This is a genomic window from Rahnella sp. AN3-3W3 (assembly GCF_003263545.1).
GTDB classification, from domain to species: Bacteria; Pseudomonadota; Gammaproteobacteria; order Enterobacterales; family Enterobacteriaceae; genus Rahnella; species Rahnella variigena.
On sequence record NZ_JYDG01000109.1, the window covers coordinates 13,890 to 30,597 of the forward strand.

The window sequence follows — 16,708 nt, forward strand, 5'->3', positions numbered from 1 at the left end:
ACTGCACGCCGCTGGCGGCTTTCGGCGTACAAGGGGGTGTTTCATGGCAAATCATGTCTGGGGACTGTTATCCCATCCTGGTCCCGAACTGCAGCAAATCCAGCGTGAGCGGGAAACCGTTTCACATGTGTATTCCCACCATGTTCTTTTGATGGCGTTGATCCCGGTTGTCTGTTCGTTTATCGGTACAACACAGTTGGGCTGGAATTTCGGTGACGGTAAGACGCTGATGGTTTCCATGTTCACCGCGTCGTATATCGCCGTTATCTTCTATGTTCTGATGCTCGCCGCTGTCGCACTCATGGGGCGCATAATCTACTGGATGGCACGTCGTTATGACAGCCGCCCGACACTCAACAGCTGTATCGTGTTTGCCGGTTATGTTGCCACGCCGATGTTCCTGAGTGGTCTTGTTGCGCTTTATCCGATGGTCTGGTTATGCCTGTTCGTTGGCATCATCGGGCTGTGTTATAGCGGATATCTGTTGTATCTCGGCATTCCTAACTTCCTGAATATCGACCGTCGCGAAGGGTTCCTGTTTTCCAGTTCAACGCTGGCAATGGGCGTTCTGGTATTAGAGTTACTTCTGGCTCTGACGGTGATTATGTGGGGTTACGGAACACAGTTATTTTAACTTAATGGCTATCTTACTTGCCATTTTGCCCCCAGGCAGTGCTCGGACTCCTCACGTACTTTATGTACGCTGCGGAGCCTCCGCGCTGTCCGGGAACAAACTGCCTGCGCCGACTACGCCATTTGCCTTTTGAAGGACATTATTCCTGCCAGTTTTTCATCTTACTGGTTTTTCCGATCCCCGGATTGAAGCTGTTGGTCGGGTCGGCCTGCCGGTAGAACTCTTTCAGATGCGGTTTTGCCAGATACAGATGCCCGACGTTATGCTCTGCCGGATATTCCGCGCCTTTGGCGTCGAGCAATTCAAGCATCCGGTGTTTCAGTGCCTTGCTGTTCGCGCCTTTTTTGACGATGTAATCCTGATGGAAAACGTGGCACATGAAATGGCCGTAATACAGTTTTGCCACCAGCTGATTGTCGATATCTTCCGGCAATGTTTCGAACCAGTCGCGGTCATTACGGCGCAGTGCAATATCCAGCGCCAGAATATCCTCCACTTCTTTTTCATGTACCGCGTGATAACGCACCGCAGCACCTGCAGCGGCGAAACGGTGCAGGAAAGCTTTTTTGCCTTCGTCAGCCGAGCAGATAAAGAAATCACCCTGACCATCACTGAAGAAACGCGTCAGAAATGTACGTGCCTCATCAATTCCAGGGCCGGACATTTTTAGCAGTAAGTGATGTTCAAACCGGTCACGGTACTGCTTCATGCGAGGTGGAAGGTGATTCGGCAGGGCTTTGCTCAGGCATTGCATTACGCGGTCGCTGAAGTTTTTCGGCAGGAAAGGGACTTTACTGGCATGCGCATCGAATTTCCCTTTCGCGGTAAACATGTCCGGCATTTTGTCGGTGCCAAGCTTATCGATCATCATGAATGTGTCTTTGCCGTAGACTTCGGTGATATCGAAAATATCGCGATGCATGTATTCACCGGCCACCGGCAGGTTCGCAAAATCACGCAGGATCTGACGGCGTAATTCGGTCAGCACTGCCGTGTCATTGGTGCCGATATAAAATACCTGCTGTTGCGTTTCAGCCGGGAAAGTATCCAGACGTACGGCGAACACGGCCAGTTTTCCTGCACAACCTGAGGCTTCAAACAGCCGCCGCTCATCGGCGTTAAAACGTGAAGGCGTATCAGCGTCCACTTCACGCACCCGCGCAGCATAATCATGGTCAGATGCCAGACGCTGATCGTGCAGTATGTCACTTTCCAGATAATCAGCTTTTTCCAGACGCGTCAGTATTTCTTCCGGCGTTTCGCCAAGATTAATACCCAAATGGTTAATCAGGCGTAATTCACCCTGTGCGTCGATCTGCGCATAAAGCGCCATTTCGGTATAGGCCGACCGCGTTTCACCAGCGATCCACCTGAGTTGTTGCAAATCCCACCGACCACCGATGCACCGATGCACGACGAGCCAATTACCGAATGCGGTTCACGGTTATAAGGTTTGAGGATTTTTTCCAGCTTATAAAGGGTGCTGCCGGGGAAGCCAATCACCTGATGACCGCCGTCGAGCAACTGAATTTGATCAAGATTGAGGGTACTGAAAATGACGATATCGCGGTCATAATCATCACCGCTGGGCGTTGAGCCTTCGGTCAGCCCGGTATTAGCGGCCTGCATAATGACAATCTTATCGGCGGCGATACAGGCTTTAAGCAACTGCCATTGTTGCAGCAGCGTTTGCGGAAATACCACGGCCAGCGCTTTGCCGCCACCTGAACGAAATCCTTTGCGGTAGCGCTCAGTGTTGCTGTCTCCGGTCAGAACATGACGGCTGCCAGCAATCTCTTTGAGCGTGGCGATGAGTGACTGATTATCCATTTCATCTTCCTTTTTAAATGCGTTGCCATCTAATCATAGACTTAAATGATACTTATTAAGTTAAACCCCATTCGGGATATCTGTTAGGTAATTTCACTTAATCTGTTGCATTTTTGTCATGTGCTGTCCATTAAATCGTCATTGATGTGTCATATAACTCGCGCTTAATGAACGCCAGATTATGAAAGCAACCGAGAGACAGCATCATGGCGCAAGCTCAACTTAAGCTGGCACAGGCTGAATACCCTCAGGCCGGGCCACAGCATTTGAACAAAGTTCTGGACGTGAAAGGCCTGGTGAAATCTTATAAATCAGGTCAGCGCGTCCTGAATGACATCAATTTTGATCTGCACGCGGATGAGTTCGTGGCGGTGATTGGCCGGTCCGGCGCAGGTAAATCCACTCTGTTACACGTACTCAACGGTACCATTCCGCTTACCGATGGTAGCGTAGTGTGTCATTACGAAAATGGTGAACAACAGCAACTGGCCGGGCTGACCGGTAAAGCGTTGCGTCGCTGGCGCTCGGGTTGCGGGATGATTTTCCAGGATTTTTGTCTGGTTCCTCGCCTGGATGTGCTGACTAACGTGTTGCTGGGCCGTCTGAGCCATACCTCAACATTCAAATCTTTCTTTAACCAGTTCGACGACGAAGACCGTGCCCGCGCGATTTCTCTGCTCGAGTGGCTGCATATGTTGCCGCATGCGTTGCAGCGCGCTGAAAATCTCTCCGGTGGTCAGATGCAACGTGTGGCGATTTGCCGTGCCCTGATGCAGAACCCGAAAATTCTGCTGGCCGATGAGCCTGTTGCGTCGCTGGATCCGAAAAATACGCTGCGCATCATGAATGCGCTGAAAAAAGTCAGTGAAGAAAATATTGCCGTGATGGTCAACCTGCACTCGGTCGAGCTGGTGAAAGATTATTGCACCCGCGTTATCGGTATCGCCAAAGGGCAAATTATTTTCGACGGTCATCCCGATCAGTTAACTGACGGTATTTTGCAACAGTTATACGGTGAAGAACACGAAGCCATAAACAGTTAAACAACAACGTTATTTATTTTGCAGTACTTATTTCTACTTTCTCTCAATCTACACAAGGTCATCATTACATGAAGAAGTTATTACGTCTGGCAGTTTTCGTAGCAGGTTCTTTTACCGCGATGCACAGCATGGCAGAAGATGCGCCTAAAGAATTGAATTTGGGTATTCTGGGCGGCCAGAATGCGACTCAGCAAATCGGTGATAATCAGTGTGTAAAAGATTTCTTCGATAAAGAATTAAACGTGGATACCAAACTGCGTAATTCCTCTGATTACTCAGGTGTTATTCAGGGGTTATTAGGTAAGAAAGTAGACATGGTATTAAGCATGTCGCCATCGTCTTTCGCCTCAGTTTATATTAATAATCCGAAAGCCGTAGATCTGGTCGGTATTGTTATCGACGATACCGATAAATCCCGGGGTTATCACTCGGTGGTTGTGGTGAAAGCCGATAGTCCGTACCAGAAATTGTCTGACCTGAAAGGTAAATCATTCGGCTTCGCGGACCCGGATTCCACGTCCGGCTATCTGATCCCGAACCAGACTTTCAAGAAAGAATTTGGTGGCACGACAGACAACAAGTACAACAACTTCTTCTCCAGTGTCACCTTCTCCGGCGGCCATGAGCAGGATATTCTTGGCGTGCTTAACGGTCAGTTTGAAGGCGCAGTGACCTGGGCATCAATGATCGGCGACCGTGAAACCGGTTATACCTCCGGCGCATTCAACCGTATGATCCGCATGGACCATCCGGATCTGATGAAGAAAATTCGTATCATTTGGGAATCTCCGCTGATCCCTAACGGCCCGATCTTAGTGCGAAGCGATCTGCCACCGGCGTTCAAGGCTAAACTGGTTTCTGCCATCAAGAAACTGGATAAAGAAGACCACGCCTGCTTCGTGAAAGCCGTCGGCGGTAAACAACATATCGGCGAAACGTCTCTGGCTGAATATCAGCAGATTATTGATATGAAGCGTGAGCTGACTAAAGGCGGTCGCTAACCCGTAACTCCCTCCCCTGCGAAGGGGAGGGTGGGGGTGGGGTATTAATGGCAACTCAGGAAGCGAAAGCTTTTACCATTATTGTTTTTTTAATCTCCTGACCTCCCCCTTCGCAGGGGGATGAATAATGATTATCGCAAATCGGAAATATTATTTTGAACAAAGACTTCAATCGTTATTACCAGCAGATTCGGGGAAAACAAAAGCGTGAGGCGCTGATCTGGTCAGGGCTGATGCTGTTGTTATATCTGTGGTCAGGCAATGTTTCCGAACTTAATTTAAAAACGATTATTGTCTCCGCACCGAGCTTCTTTGATTATATTGGTCAGACGGTGCCGGTATTACACTGGTCATTGTTATTTGCTGACGGTCATACAGAAGGTTCACTGGCGTATTGGGGATATCGTCTTAATATTCAGTTGCCACTGATCTGGGAAACTATTCATCTGGCGTTATCCTCGACGATATTATCGACCGCGCTGGCGGTTATTCTGGCGTTTCTCGCCGCGGGTAATACGGATTCGCCAAAATGGGTGAAATTCAGTATCCGTACTTTTGTGGCTTTCCTGCGTACCATGCCGGAGCTGGCGTGGGCGGTGATGTGCGTCATGGCCTTTGGCGTCGGCGCTATTCCGGGCTTTATCGCGCTGACTTTACACACCGTCGGCAGTCTGACCAAACTCTTCTACGAATCCATTGAAACCGCATCGGACAAACCGGTGCGCGGTCTGCGAGCCTGCGGAGCGGGACGCTTGCAGCGTATGCGCTTTGCTATGTGGCCGCAGGTTAAACCTATCTTTCTGTCGTACAGTTTTATGCGCCTCGAAATCAACTTCCGTCAGTCTACAATCCTCGGTTTAGTCGGGGCGGGGGGCATCGGGCAGGAACTGATGACGTCAATCAAACTGGACCGTTATGACCAGGTCAGTATGACCTTACTGCTGATCATTCTGGTGGTGTCGGCGATGGATTTTCTATCCGGTAAATTGCGCAAACGCGTCGTGGAGGGCACTTTCTGATGTTAACTGATGCGCTTGAACCTCATGTTGTCAGCAGCCTGAAGCAGCAGCACGGTCATTTGTTTGCCGCACAGCGCCGCTATCTGCGTTACCTCGCGATACTGGCTGTCGTCATTGCGTTGTACTACGTCTATTTCTTCAGTTATTTCGGTATTCCGTGGAGCGAAGTGGTGCGCGGTACCCGTGAAGTCGGACGATATTTCCTGCGCATGTTTGTCTGGCATAACGTTTCCGAATGGCCTTTTAAGTATTATTTCACGCAGATTGCGATCACGCTGGCGATCGTTTTTGCGGGCACAATCACTGCGTCTTTCCTTGCTCTGCCACTGTCCTTTCTGGCGGCGCGCAATGTAATGTCTACGCCGCTACTCAGACCGGTTTCCATGATTATTCGCCGACTTCTGGATGTGCTGCGCGGGTTGGATATGGCGATCTGGGGACTTATTTTTGTCCGTGCTGTCGGAATGGGGCCACTGGCCGGCGTGCTGGCGATTGTGATGCAGGATTTAGGCTTACTCGGCAAACTATACGCCGAAGGACACGAAGCCGTGGAACGCTCGCCGAGCCGCGGTTTACGGGCATTGGGAGCTTCACCGTTGCAAACGCACCGTTTTGGCATTTTCACGCAATCTTTCCCGACATTCCTCGCGCTGTCGCTGTATCAGATTGAATCTAATACCCGTTCTGCCGCGGTTCTCGGTTTTGTCGGCGCGGGTGGGATCGGTCTGGTGTATGCGGAAAATATGCGTTTATGGAACTGGGATGTGGTGATGTTTATCACATTGATTCTGGTCGCCATTGTCATGACGATGGATAAGATCTCCGCCATGTTGCGCGCCAAATATATTCACGGTGAAGAGATTGATTTGTTTGAGCCGGAAGAGCGAAAAATGAAGCCGCCGGTGGAGCTTTACCGTCCTTAATTTATTATCCCGGCAAACAAAACGCATTAAAAAGGCGGCATCCGCAGGGAGGCCGCCTTTTGCTCTCTTATTTATTAGCGAAGGATTACTCGTCGAAATACCAGTAACCCTGATTCACCAGATCCGTTAACAGGACAACAAATTCAGGATCCTGCAACGCATTGCCCAGCTCTTTCTGACTGATCAGAGTGAACCGGCACAGCGCATCAGCGGCTTCATGCTGAGCAGTTTCCAGTGGTTCGCTGTTCACAAAGAAACGTTCACCGACATTCAGTACGCGCAGCCCGCTTAAACGGGTCAGGCTATCACCCTGCATCAGCGCATCCACAATTTCCTGCGCTTCATAAGGTGGCTCCGCCGGGGCGATATCCAGCTCGTGGCGCGGCGTGGTGGCGAAACGGCCAAACCACTGTTTGAAATCTTCCGGCTGACTGAGCATTTCAACCATCATCTGGCGCACACGTTCCAGCTCATACTCTTCCACTTTCCCGACGTGTTCACGCAGCGTCAAATCCGGATCGCTGTAATGATTGCCGCCCAGATCGTTTTCCAGCGCATAGTCAGCAAAGCTGCTGATGAAATCGCGCGAGTTAGGACCGCGGAAACCGACGGAATAGTTGAGAGCGGTTTCATGGGTGAAACCGTCATGCGGGAAGCCCGGCGGAATGTACAGAATATCGCCAGGTTCGAGATCTTCATCAATGATTGGCGTGAAGGGATCGACATGCAGTAACGCCGGATGCGGACAGAACTGACGCATCGGCAACGCATCGCCTACACGCCAGCGACGGCTGCCCATACCCTGAATGATAAAGACGTCGTACTGGTCGATATGCGGGCCGACACCGCCGCCGGGCACGGAATAGGAAATCATCAGGTCATCTAAACGCCAGTCCGGCAATACGCGGAAAGGTTTCACCAGTTCAGCGGCGGGCAGATGCCAGTGATTCACGGCCTGCGCCAGTAATGACCAGCCGGTTTCACCCAACCCGTCAAAATGTTCGAAAGGCCCGTTGCTTGCCTGCCATTCCCCATTTTTATGGCTCACCAGACGGCTGTCCACTTCCGGCTCCATCGCTAAACCGGCTAACTCATCAGGGGAGATCGGATCGACAAAATTAGAGAACGCTTTTTTAATAACAACAGGTCGTTTTTGCCAGTATTTTTCTAAAAATTCCGGCCAGTCCAGATTGAGTTCATAAGCCATGTGATTTACCAGTGGGAAGACAAACGAGCCTGATTATAGAGAGGCGGTGCTTGAGCGCGCTTTGTCGTGGGTCAAGGCTTGGTAAATGAGGGAGAAACGAGAAGTGCGGAGAGAGGAAAAATCCCCCTTCGCAGGGGGAGAAAAAGCATCAGGACTTAGCGGCCAGCACCACCAGTTTCTGGTTCACAAACTCTTTGATACCTAAATCAGACAATTCGCGACCAAAACCGGAGCGTTTCACACCGCCGAAAGGCAGTTCGGCGGCGGTATCTGTCGGTGAGTTGACGTACACCATTCCGGTTTCAATCTGACTAGCCAGCTTACGGGCGCGGTTCATATCTTTGGTAAACACTGAACCGCCAAGGCCGTAATGAGAGTCGTTGGCGAGTTTCACCAGCTCTTCATCATTTTTGACCACGTATACCTGCGCGACCGGGCCAAAGAACTCTTCGAAGTACGCCGGATTATCACGTGTAATGTGCGTCAGTATGGTCGGCTCAAAGAAATTCCCCGGATTATCACTGACTTTCTTGCCGCCAAAGTGGAGTTTCGCACCGTGCTTCACGGCGTCATCTACCTGTTTGCTCAGCGTTTTCACCGCATCGGCAGAAGACAACGGCCCCAGCGTGGTGGATTTATCCAGCGGATCACCCATTTTCAACGCTTTAAAGTGTTCGGTGAACTTTTTCAGGAATTCATCGGCGACTTTCTCGTGAATAATGAAACGCTTGGCGGCGGTACAGACCTGACCGGCATTCGATACGCGTGCCTGAGCACCTGCTTTGGCAGCTTTATCGATATCGGCATCATCAAGTACGGCAAACACGTCGTTACCGCCCAGCTCCAGAGTCGATTTCTTCAGCTTACCGGCGGCGCGTGCAGCCACGATGGCACCTGCTTTTTCCGAACCTGTCAGCGCAACGCCCTGAACACGGTCGTCATCGATAATGGAGGCCACCTGATCCTGTGAAATAAACAGATTGGTATAGGCACCTTTTGGCGCACCTGCTTCAGCAACCAGTTTCTCAAAGGTTTCTGCACAATGAGGAACGATACTGGCGTGTTTGACGATTACGCTGTTACCGGAAGCCAGGTTTGGCGCCAGCACGCGCATCAGCTGATAGAACGGGAAGTTCCACGGCTCAACGGCCATGATCACACCAATCGGGTGATGCTCGACCCAGGCTTCACCGAGATCGGATTTATACGGCACAGGTTTGAGAAATTCCTCCGCTTTTTCAGCATAGAATTTCGCAATATCGGCGCAAATCTGCACTTCGCCACGGCTCTGACCGATGAGTTTCCCCATCTCCGTACTGACCACTTCTGCCAGCTCATCGACACGGGAAGCCATCAGTTCTGAAAGTTTATGCAGCACTTTAACGCGTTGCTTAATATCGCCTTGCGCCCAGTCAGATTTATACAGGGCATGTGCCGTGGACAGCGCTTCCTCAACCTGTTTGTCATTATGGGTCTGATATTCTTTGATGAGTTTGTTATTGAACGGATTTATCGTTTGATATGGCATGTGTTGCTCCTTGTTTTGTGGCGTGTCGTCGAAAACAACGGCACGTTGGAATTGAGGTGCGTCCGCCTTACTGCGTTCTTTCTCAACAGAACATTAAGCATAGACGAAAAAACGTGACTTCTGTCCCACAGACACCTCATGCAACACAACCGTTTCGCATGCTCAGCCCCTATTTTCAAAGGCCCCGCCATATGCGGGCTGTAGCCTGTCTCTAAGAACAATCGGCTTTACGTAACTTTGCGGCGGGCTGTTAATGAATTGTTTTCAGCAAGCGATTGATAAATTTACCGCTCACTTTTATGCTGGCTTTCCTTCAAATTCCCGACATTGAGAAACTCATGAAGCTTGATGCGATTCCGTTTTGCACGACTGACTGGAGCGACGTAACGCCCACACAACATCCCGGCGATACCGGCATGGCGCTGTGGCGTACGCAAAAATTTGGCGATATCCGGGTGCGTATTGTTGAATATTCAGCGGGTTATGAGGCAGATCACTGGTGCAGTAAAGGCCACGTACTGTTTTGTCTGGAAGGAGAGCTTCATACCCGTCTGGAAGATGGTCGTAAATTTACGCTGTCGCCGGGCATGAGTTATCAGGTAGCGGACGATGCCGAAGCGCACCGTTCCTCCACGCCAGTAGGCGCGAAACTGTTTGTTGTTGATTAGGCAAGGCTGTTTTGAGCACGTTTGTTTATAGAAAATTCGCCGTCTGCTGAGGCGGACGACAAGGAGCAGCAGGTGAGTAAATTACGGGTTGGTATCATTTTTGGTGGTAAATCGGCAGAGCACGAAGTGTCATTGCAGTCGGCAAAAAACATCGTGGATGCCATTGATAAGCAACGTTTTGATGTGACATTACTCGGTATCGATAAGAAAGGGGAATGGCATATCAATGATGCCAGCAATTATCTGATCAATGCTGAGAACCCTTCGCTGATTGCCCTGAACCGCTCGAATAATCAGGTCGCGCTGATACCGGGTCAAACGGAAAATCAGTTAATCGAAACGCACAGCGCCAGCGCACTTTCACAGGTCGATGTGATTTTCCCGATTGTTCACGGCACCCTGGGCGAAGATGGTTCGTTGCAGGGTTTGCTGCGTATGGCAAATATCGCCTTCGTGGGCTCGGGTGTGTTGGGTTCAGCGGTCAGCATGGATAAAGACGTCACCAAACGTTTGTTGCGTGATGCCGGTTTATCCGTCGCCCCGTTTGTCTGCCTGACCCGCGCGAACCGCCAGAAACATTCGTTTGCCGCAGTATCACAACAACTCGGCCTGCCGCTGTTTATCAAGCCTGCTAATCAGGGCTCATCCGTCGGCGTCAGCAAAGTCAGCGATGAAGCGGGATATCAGCGCGCGCTGGAAGAAGCGTTCGGTTTCGACCATAAAGTGCTGGTCGAATCCGCCATTAAAGGCCGGGAAATCGAATGCGCGGTGCTCGGCAATGATAATCCGCAGGCCAGTGTGTGCGGCGAAGTTATCCTGCACGATGAGTTTTATTCCTACGATACCAAATACATCAACGAATCCGGCGCTTCTGTTGCTGTTCCGGCGGACTTACCGCAGGAAACTCACGACCGGATACGCGCTATCGCTTTACAGGCATTTCAGGTGCTGGAGTGCCGGGGTATGGCGCGCGTAGATGTATTTCTGAGTGAACAGGGCGAAGTCATCATCAATGAAATCAACACACTGCCGGGGTTCACTAATATCAGCATGTATCCGAAACTCTGGGCAGCCAGTGGTTTAGGTTACAGCGATTTGATCACCCGCCTGATCGAACTGGCGCTGGAGCAACATCAGCAGGACAACCAGCTGAAAAGCTCGGCTAACTGACCGTCTGGTTTCAGGGCAATACGAAGAAGGCAGGGAGAGATCCCTGCCTTTTCTATTTTGTGATAGTGATTATTCGACCACCAGTTTCACCTGTTTGCCAGCCAGACTCAGCATCAGAATCAGAGCATCCAGCGTAAATTTTTCGGTTTTTTTATTCACTACGTCGGAAACCCGCGGGCGTGAAACCTGGAGCACTTTAGCTGCATCACCTTGACGCATATTTTGCAGTGCTATCCAGTTGCCAATTTCAGTCATCAGTTGTTCTTTCAGGGCAATGGTTTGTGCGATTTTAGCTTGCGAATCCGCATGTAAATGTTGCGCTTGTTCTTCGCAAAATCCTAAATCGGCAAAAACATTACCGTCAGCTGGCGTGATATGGCGCGAAGCAACATCAATGTTCTCTTTCATTTTGTCTCCTTTCACGTTCTCTGACGATCTCAGCGTACCGTGTTTCTATGATGGCAATATCGGTCAGACTGGTTTGCTGAGTCTTTTTCGCAAAGCAATGAAGGATGTAAATTGCATCTTCAAATTTTGCGATATAAACAACCCTAAATGTGCCGGCAAAGGCATCAATTTTGATTTCAACCACGCCGGCCCCCCAGTCATTAACGGACTTCCATTGTGTCGGAGGCAGGCCTTGCTGGATCTGCTCAAGTTCATAGCCCGCCCGCTTTTTGACATCAACAGGAAAATTGCGCAAATCTTTGAGTGAACTTCCCCTCCAGTCGATATTTTTAGTCACCGTCACTTTCCTTGTGTATAAAATTTTATACCTAAATATGCCTCACGCCAACACCTTTATATGACGGCAGGGGCTGTGAGCAAGAAAGTGGATATATGTTTTGCGTGATGCGCCGTAACAAATGTGGTTTTGGTGAATCGCAGGCACGAAAAAGGCGGCAAATGCCGCCTCTTCTGCTTACTGCTCTGACGCATACCGCTATGCTTATTTATACAGTTCAGCCGTGCCGTACAGGTGGTTGTCACCTGAAGCACCGATGATACGGTAAGAACTTGCGCCTGCTTCGCTGGCTTTGGCGCTCAGTTTGTCCTGCAGGCTGCTCAGGCTGTTACCTGACGTTGCGCTGACAACACCAATTGCCTGCTGACCGGCCGGAGCGGACTGAACTTCAGTCGCTGCCAGAGTGGAGAATGAAGCGGTTACCAGTGCGATAGCGGCGAGAGTCATAGTAATGTTTTTCATGATAGTTTCCTCAATTCGTTTATTGAGCTTTGCCAGGCGTTGTCATCAACGTTCATTTAATGGGCAAAGCTGTCTTCTGTCCGATCTAACATCTAGCTTATTAATCGTTAACTAAATGTCGGTTACCCTTAACGCAAAGCTTCTTACTTATTTGTACAGCTCAGCAGTACCGTGCAGATGATTGTCACCAGAAGCACCGATGATGCGGTATGAACTTGCGCCAGCTTCGTTAGCTTTTGCATTCAGTTTGTTCTGCAGGCTGGATAAATCATTGCTTGAAGAAGCACTTACTACACCGATTGATTGTTGACCAGCCGGTGCAGACTGAACTTCAGTCGCTGCCAGGGTGGTGAAAGAAGCGGTAGCAAGGGCGATTGCAGCTAATGTCATTGTGATATTTTTCATGATGGTCTTCCTCTTAATCTGTTTATCAGCAGGTGATGATTCGGTCAGACGTTGTTAATTAACGTTCGATAATTAAATCTTAGACCTGGATCACATTCTGTGCAACTCATTTATTTATTAATCGTTAACTAATTGTGCGGAACAATCTGCTTACGCATCTTCATCTCTTATTTGTACAGCTCAGCAGTACCGTACATGTGGTTTTCACCGGAAGCACCGATGATGCGGTAAGAGCTTGCACCAGCTTCAGTGGCTTTCGCATTCAGTTTTGACTGCAGCGTACTCAGGTCACCGTTTGAAGAGGCACTGACAGTGCCGATAGTTTGTTCACCCGCTGGTGCAGACTGAACTTCAGTCGCTGCAAGTGTGGAGAAAGAAGCGGTAGCCAGTGTCAGAGCGGCGAGGGTCATTGTGATAGTTTTCATGATGGTGATTCCTGTTCGTTAATTTTTTCGGCAGTGCCCTAATCATTAATAAGGAATAGGGCGCGTCAGTTTCAGGTCAACGTTATCTATTAGTTAACGTTCGATAAGTAAATGGTAAGGGGTGTAGCGGATTTGTGCAAGATGTTTTTTTAATGAGCGTTAACTAATTGTGCTGTGACTCAGATCACGCTCGGAAAGGCTGTTGTTTTTGTTTTGTTAAATTTATGTTTTTAAACTAGATCGCCGGAAAGGAATGAGACAGCCATATCCATAATTTCGCTAAATGAATCTTTAATGATCGCTAAGTTAATGGTTGGCTCTGACCGGAGAGGGTGATAAAACAGGGGGCGGTTACGAAAAAGATAAGGCGACCTGAGCCGCCTTACCGTTATTCCTGCCCTGACTCTCTGTCATCAGGCGCCACGCTTGGGTGTAAACAAAAGCTTGTAGTTAAAAAGCTAGTAGTAAACAGAAGCGGGCTGATGACCAGAGGTCGAAGGCGCAGGTGGCTGAGTCGGAGAAGTGGAAATTCGACCCTGTGCGACTTTTTTGTTCGCGCAGGTAGTCGGGTTACAGAAGTTACTGTCACCGGTCACATTGACCATTCTCACTTCCTGACTCAGTGCTGGCATCATGATAACCTGCTGTGCGGCAACATTGGCAACCGGTACAGCGGTTAATGCCAGAACTGCAAGAAGGATTTTGAAGTTACTCATGATGTTACGTCCTGGGTTTGTTGCTTGTTAAAGCGTTTATAGCTGTGCAACTTTGCGGGTTTGAGTGATTTTCTTATCGCTCGATAATTAAATAATAAACTCCGCTGGACTTGTGTGCAACTATTTTTAATAATGATCGTTAAGTTATTTCTATAACTATTTTAATAACCATAATCACAATGGTGATGGAAGGAGGGTGTATGAGCACTGAACAGACGGCTTTGGTCCGGAAAAGTCGCGGTCGCCCAAAACAGTTCGACCGTGGAACTGCTCTGAGCAAGGCTCTGAATTTATTCTGGCGCCATGGTTACGAGGCCACTTCATTAGCTGATTTGGTCGAAGCAACCGGTGCGAAGGCACCGACTTTGTATGCCGAATTCGGAAACAAAGAAGGGCTCTTTCGCGCAGCCGTTGAACACTATCTGAAAAACTTTTACGAAAAGAGCTCATGTTTATTGAGCAGAACAGATTTGTCCGTCGAAGATACGGTCGGGCGCTACCTGCGGGCCATCGTTGAGCTGTTTACCGACTGCGACACGCCAAGCGGCTGTTTCATGATCAGCGCATCATCCGGGATGTCTTCATCTTCTGCGGACATTGCCGAAATGCTGCGTGCGCGCCACCTCTCGCAGGAACGCACTCTATTTGAATACTTCGAGAATAAGAAAGAGAGCGGTGATCTGACGGCGGTAACGGACAGCGCGCTGCTGGCGAAATATCTCGCCTGCACCATTCAGGGCTTCTCCGTTCAGGCACGTGACGGCGCAAGTTCCGCTGAACTTAACCGCCTGATCGACGTGGTCATGAATCTGTGGCCGGAGCTGACGAAAGCCACGGTTGCCAGTAAAGCCGCACACTAAACGCTGAGTTTTAGACAATTGTTAAGAAAGAGAATAGAACGCCAGGTGCTGAGTATTTCGGGCCTGGCGTTGGGCGGTATAGACTTCGAGAAACCGGCAGGTGATCCGGGGCTTTTTGGCCCGGAAAGCATCACCTGGCGAATTCACGGTGACTTCTCCTCGATGCTTTGTGGTGGCGTCAGTGCCTTGCTGCTGCAAATGCTTCATCCGCTGGCGCTCGCCGGTGTCTGGGATCATTCCTCATTTCGTGAAGACATGCTTGGCCGTCTGCGGCGTACCAGTCAGTTTATTTCCGCCACCACCTTTGCGCCGGTTCATGATGCCAATGCGTTGATCGAAAAAGTAAAATCCATCCATTTACGTGTCACCGGAACCGATGCTTACGGCACGCCTTATGCCGCCAGCGATCCGGATTTATTGGTCTGGGTGCACGTAGCCGAGGCGTACAGCTTCCTGCAATCGCATCTGCGTTATCGCAATCCTGCGCTCAGTGTGAGCGATCAGAACCGCTATTATAAGGAATTTGCCCGCGTGGCAGAAAGTCTGGGTGCTGTAAACGTGCCGGACAGTGTGGCGGCGGTAGACGAGTATTTGCAGGCGATGCGCCCGCAGTTACGCTGCGATGAGCGTACGCTGGAAGTGGTGAGATTATTGCAGAATGCGCCCGCGCCAAGCCGTCTTGCAAAACCTGTCGGCAGCCTGATGATTCAGGCGGGTATCGAGCTTTTACCCGAGTGGGCCGCCACACAACTGGGGATTTCCCTTTCCCCGTCTAAACGCAGAAGCATTCGTTTTGCCACCCGTCGCATCGCTGGCGTATTGCGCTGGGCGGTGATAAACGGCTCATGGCACCGCGCCATGCGCCGGATGGGACGGCTGAACTGACGGTTAAAGATGCGGATAAACGCCCGGACCAATCGGCAAACCGAGCAGATACCAGCCCACCAGCATCAGCAACCACACCACAAAAAATACAATCGGATACGGCAGCACCAGCGAATAGTAGGTGCCAAGCTTCGCCTCTTTGTTGTACCGCTGAAGGAATCCGAGGAACAGCGGCACGAACGGCGACATCGGCGCGAGCGGGATAACCGAAGAGTCCGCCACACGGAAGACAATCTGAGCAAAGGCCGGATGGAAGCCAAGCAGCATGAACATCGGCACAAAGATCGGAGCCAGAATCGACCAGATGGCTGACCCGCTGGCGATGAACATACACAGCAATGCCGACAGAAAAATCAGCCCGAGAAACGCCGGAATACCGGTCATACCTAAGTTTTCCAGCACATCCGTCAGCCCGATTGCCATGAATTTCCCCATGTTGCTCCAGTTGAAAAACGCCACAAACTGGGAGAGCGGGAATACCATCACAATAAAACCGGCCATCGATTTCATCGGGTCAACCAGCAAGTCCGGTACGTCGCTGGCGCTGCGGATTTGCTTCGTCACCATGCCGTAAGGCACTGAAATAACGAAGAAGAACAAAATAATCAGCGGCACGATGCCCTGAATAAACGGCGAGGGAATAATGCCGCCGGTTTTCGGGTTACGCAGCGGTGCGGCTTCCGGCACTACCAGCAATGCCACCAGTCCGATGAACACCAGTGCCGCAATACCACTGGCCATCAGCCCGCGGTTCTGCTCCGGTGTCAGCTTTTTCATCTCTTCATTACGCGCACCCTGATACACCGGCAGGCGCGGTTCCACGAATTTATCGGTAAGGATAGCGCCGACAATGGTCAGCAAAATCACCGATGCGGCCATAAAGTACCAGTTGTCGATCACGCTGACCTGAACCGCCGGGTTAATGGCTTTCGCCGCTTCGGTGCTCAGCCCGGATAACAACACATCTGTAGTCACAATCAGCAGATTGGCGGTAAATCCGCAGCCAACACCGGCAATCGCCGCCAGCAAACCCGCGACCGGATGACGCCCGACGGCGAGGAAAATCAGTGCGCCCAACGGCGGCATGACCACCAGTGCGGCATCCGAGGAAATATGGCTGAAGAAGGCGATAAAAATCACCATATAACTGGCGTACCGGGCATTCACTTTGGAAGCCATTTTGTACA

General features: G+C 50.4%; 18 protein-coding genes and 1 pseudogene. 9 read left to right on the top strand and 10 right to left on the bottom strand.

Annotated features, from left to right (window positions below; all coding sequences use genetic code 11):
* Nucleotides 1-43 precede the first annotated feature (43 nt).
* Nucleotides 44-634 (top strand): Yip1 family protein, encoded by a 591-nt coding sequence (locus UC15_RS23415; protein ID WP_112291350.1) that lies wholly within the window; start codon nt 44-46, stop codon nt 632-634.
* 139 nt (nt 635-773) lie between these two features.
* Here UC15_RS23415 and dld read toward each other — a convergent pair.
* Nucleotides 774-2,464 (bottom strand): annotated as a pseudogene (dld, locus tag UC15_RS23425) (D-lactate dehydrogenase).
* Between the two features lie 206 nt (nt 2,465-2,670).
* Between dld and phnC the strand changes: the two are divergent.
* The 4 genes from phnC to phnE (UC15_RS23445) all read left to right on the top strand — a co-directional run bounded on the left by phnC (nt 2,671) and on the right by phnE (UC15_RS23445) (nt 6,450).
* Entirely contained in the window at nt 2,671-3,507 is an 837-nt protein-coding gene (gene phnC / locus UC15_RS23430) for a phosphonate ABC transporter ATP-binding protein (protein WP_112291354.1), read from the top strand.
* Between the two features lie 68 nt (nt 3,508-3,575).
* Complete coding sequence (phnD, locus tag UC15_RS23435) at nt 3,576-4,508, top strand: phosphonate ABC transporter substrate-binding protein (protein ID WP_112291356.1); 933 nt, start codon at nt 3,576-3,578, stop codon at nt 4,506-4,508.
* A 155-nt stretch (nt 4,509-4,663) separates the two neighbouring features.
* Entirely contained in the window at nt 4,664-5,527 is an 864-nt protein-coding gene (gene phnE / locus UC15_RS23440) for a phosphonate ABC transporter, permease protein PhnE (RefSeq protein WP_112291358.1), read from the top strand.
* The gene (gene phnE, locus UC15_RS23445; protein WP_112291360.1) at nt 5,527-6,450 is read left to right on the top strand and encodes a phosphonate ABC transporter, permease protein PhnE; all 924 of its coding nucleotides are present in this window, start codon (nt 5,527-5,529) and stop codon (nt 6,448-6,450) included. Before phnE (UC15_RS23440) ends, phnE (UC15_RS23445) begins: the two co-directional genes overlap by 1 nt.
* A gap of 85 nt (nt 6,451-6,535) precedes the next feature.
* On the opposite strand, the gene UC15_RS23450 is transcribed toward phnE (UC15_RS23445), so the two are convergent.
* On the bottom strand, nt 6,536-7,657 hold the full coding sequence (locus tag UC15_RS23450; RefSeq protein ID WP_112291361.1) for a cupin domain-containing protein: 1,122 nt from the start codon (nt 7,655-7,657) through the stop codon (nt 6,536-6,538).
* 148 nt (nt 7,658-7,805) lie between these two features.
* A complete protein-coding gene (locus tag UC15_RS23455; protein WP_112291363.1) occupies nt 7,806-9,185 on the bottom strand; it encodes an NAD-dependent succinate-semialdehyde dehydrogenase in 1,380 nt (459 codons plus the stop codon).
* A 338-nt stretch (nt 9,186-9,523) separates the two neighbouring features.
* Between UC15_RS23455 and UC15_RS23460 the strand changes: the two genes are divergently transcribed.
* Together UC15_RS23460 and ddlA are read left to right on the top strand one after the other, a co-directional pair.
* Nucleotides 9,524-9,853 (top strand): DHCW motif cupin fold protein, encoded by a 330-nt coding sequence (locus tag UC15_RS23460; protein WP_112291380.1) that lies wholly within the window; start codon nt 9,524-9,526, stop codon nt 9,851-9,853.
* Nucleotides 9,854-9,925: 72 nt separating this feature from the next.
* Nucleotides 9,926-11,023, top strand: a complete 1,098-nt coding sequence (gene ddlA, locus UC15_RS23465; RefSeq protein ID WP_112291365.1) for a D-alanine--D-alanine ligase — start codon at nt 9,926-9,928, stop codon at nt 11,021-11,023.
* Between the two features lie 69 nt (nt 11,024-11,092).
* Here the strand turns inward: ddlA and UC15_RS23470 are convergent, their stop codons facing one another.
* The 6 genes from UC15_RS23470 to UC15_RS23495 form a co-directional block, all read right to left on the bottom strand.
* Nucleotides 11,093-11,431: a helix-turn-helix domain-containing protein gene (locus tag UC15_RS23470; protein WP_112291366.1), complete on the bottom strand. Its 339-nt coding sequence runs from the start codon at nt 11,429-11,431 to the stop codon at nt 11,093-11,095.
* A complete protein-coding gene (locus UC15_RS23475; protein WP_112291367.1) occupies nt 11,415-11,768 on the bottom strand; it encodes a type II toxin-antitoxin system RelE/ParE family toxin in 354 nt (117 codons plus the stop codon). The genes UC15_RS23470 and UC15_RS23475 overlap by 17 nt, the downstream gene beginning before the upstream one ends.
* A 204-nt stretch (nt 11,769-11,972) precedes the next feature.
* Nucleotides 11,973-12,230, bottom strand: a complete 258-nt coding sequence (locus tag UC15_RS23480) for a DUF1471 domain-containing protein (RefSeq protein ID WP_112291368.1) — start codon at nt 12,228-12,230, stop codon at nt 11,973-11,975.
* Nucleotides 12,231-12,377: 147 nt separating this feature from the next.
* Complete coding sequence (locus UC15_RS23485) at nt 12,378-12,635, bottom strand: YdgH/BhsA/McbA-like domain containing protein (protein WP_112291370.1); 258 nt, start codon at nt 12,633-12,635, stop codon at nt 12,378-12,380.
* Between the two features lie 167 nt (nt 12,636-12,802).
* Nucleotides 12,803-13,060: a YdgH/BhsA/McbA-like domain containing protein gene (locus UC15_RS23490; RefSeq protein ID WP_112291372.1), complete on the bottom strand. Its 258-nt coding sequence runs from the start codon at nt 13,058-13,060 to the stop codon at nt 12,803-12,805.
* Nucleotides 13,061-13,518: 458 nt separating this feature from the next.
* On the bottom strand, nt 13,519-13,776 hold the full coding sequence (locus UC15_RS23495; RefSeq protein WP_112291374.1) for a hypothetical protein: 258 nt from the start codon (nt 13,774-13,776) through the stop codon (nt 13,519-13,521).
* 200 nt (nt 13,777-13,976) lie between these two features.
* On the opposite strand from UC15_RS23495, the gene UC15_RS23500 reads away from it, so the two are divergent.
* Entirely contained in the window at nt 13,977-14,636 is a 660-nt protein-coding gene (locus UC15_RS23500) for a TetR/AcrR family transcriptional regulator (protein WP_112291376.1), read from the top strand.
* Between the two features lie 45 nt (nt 14,637-14,681).
* Nucleotides 14,682-15,521 (top strand): oxygenase MpaB family protein, encoded by an 840-nt coding sequence (locus UC15_RS23505; protein ID WP_369964645.1) that lies wholly within the window; start codon nt 14,682-14,684, stop codon nt 15,519-15,521.
* A 3-nt stretch (nt 15,522-15,524) separates the two neighbouring features.
* Here UC15_RS23505 and UC15_RS23510 read toward each other — a convergent pair.
* Nucleotides 15,525-16,708 (bottom strand): AbgT family transporter (locus UC15_RS23510; RefSeq protein WP_112291382.1); only part of this gene is annotated, 1,184 nt, incomplete at its 5' end.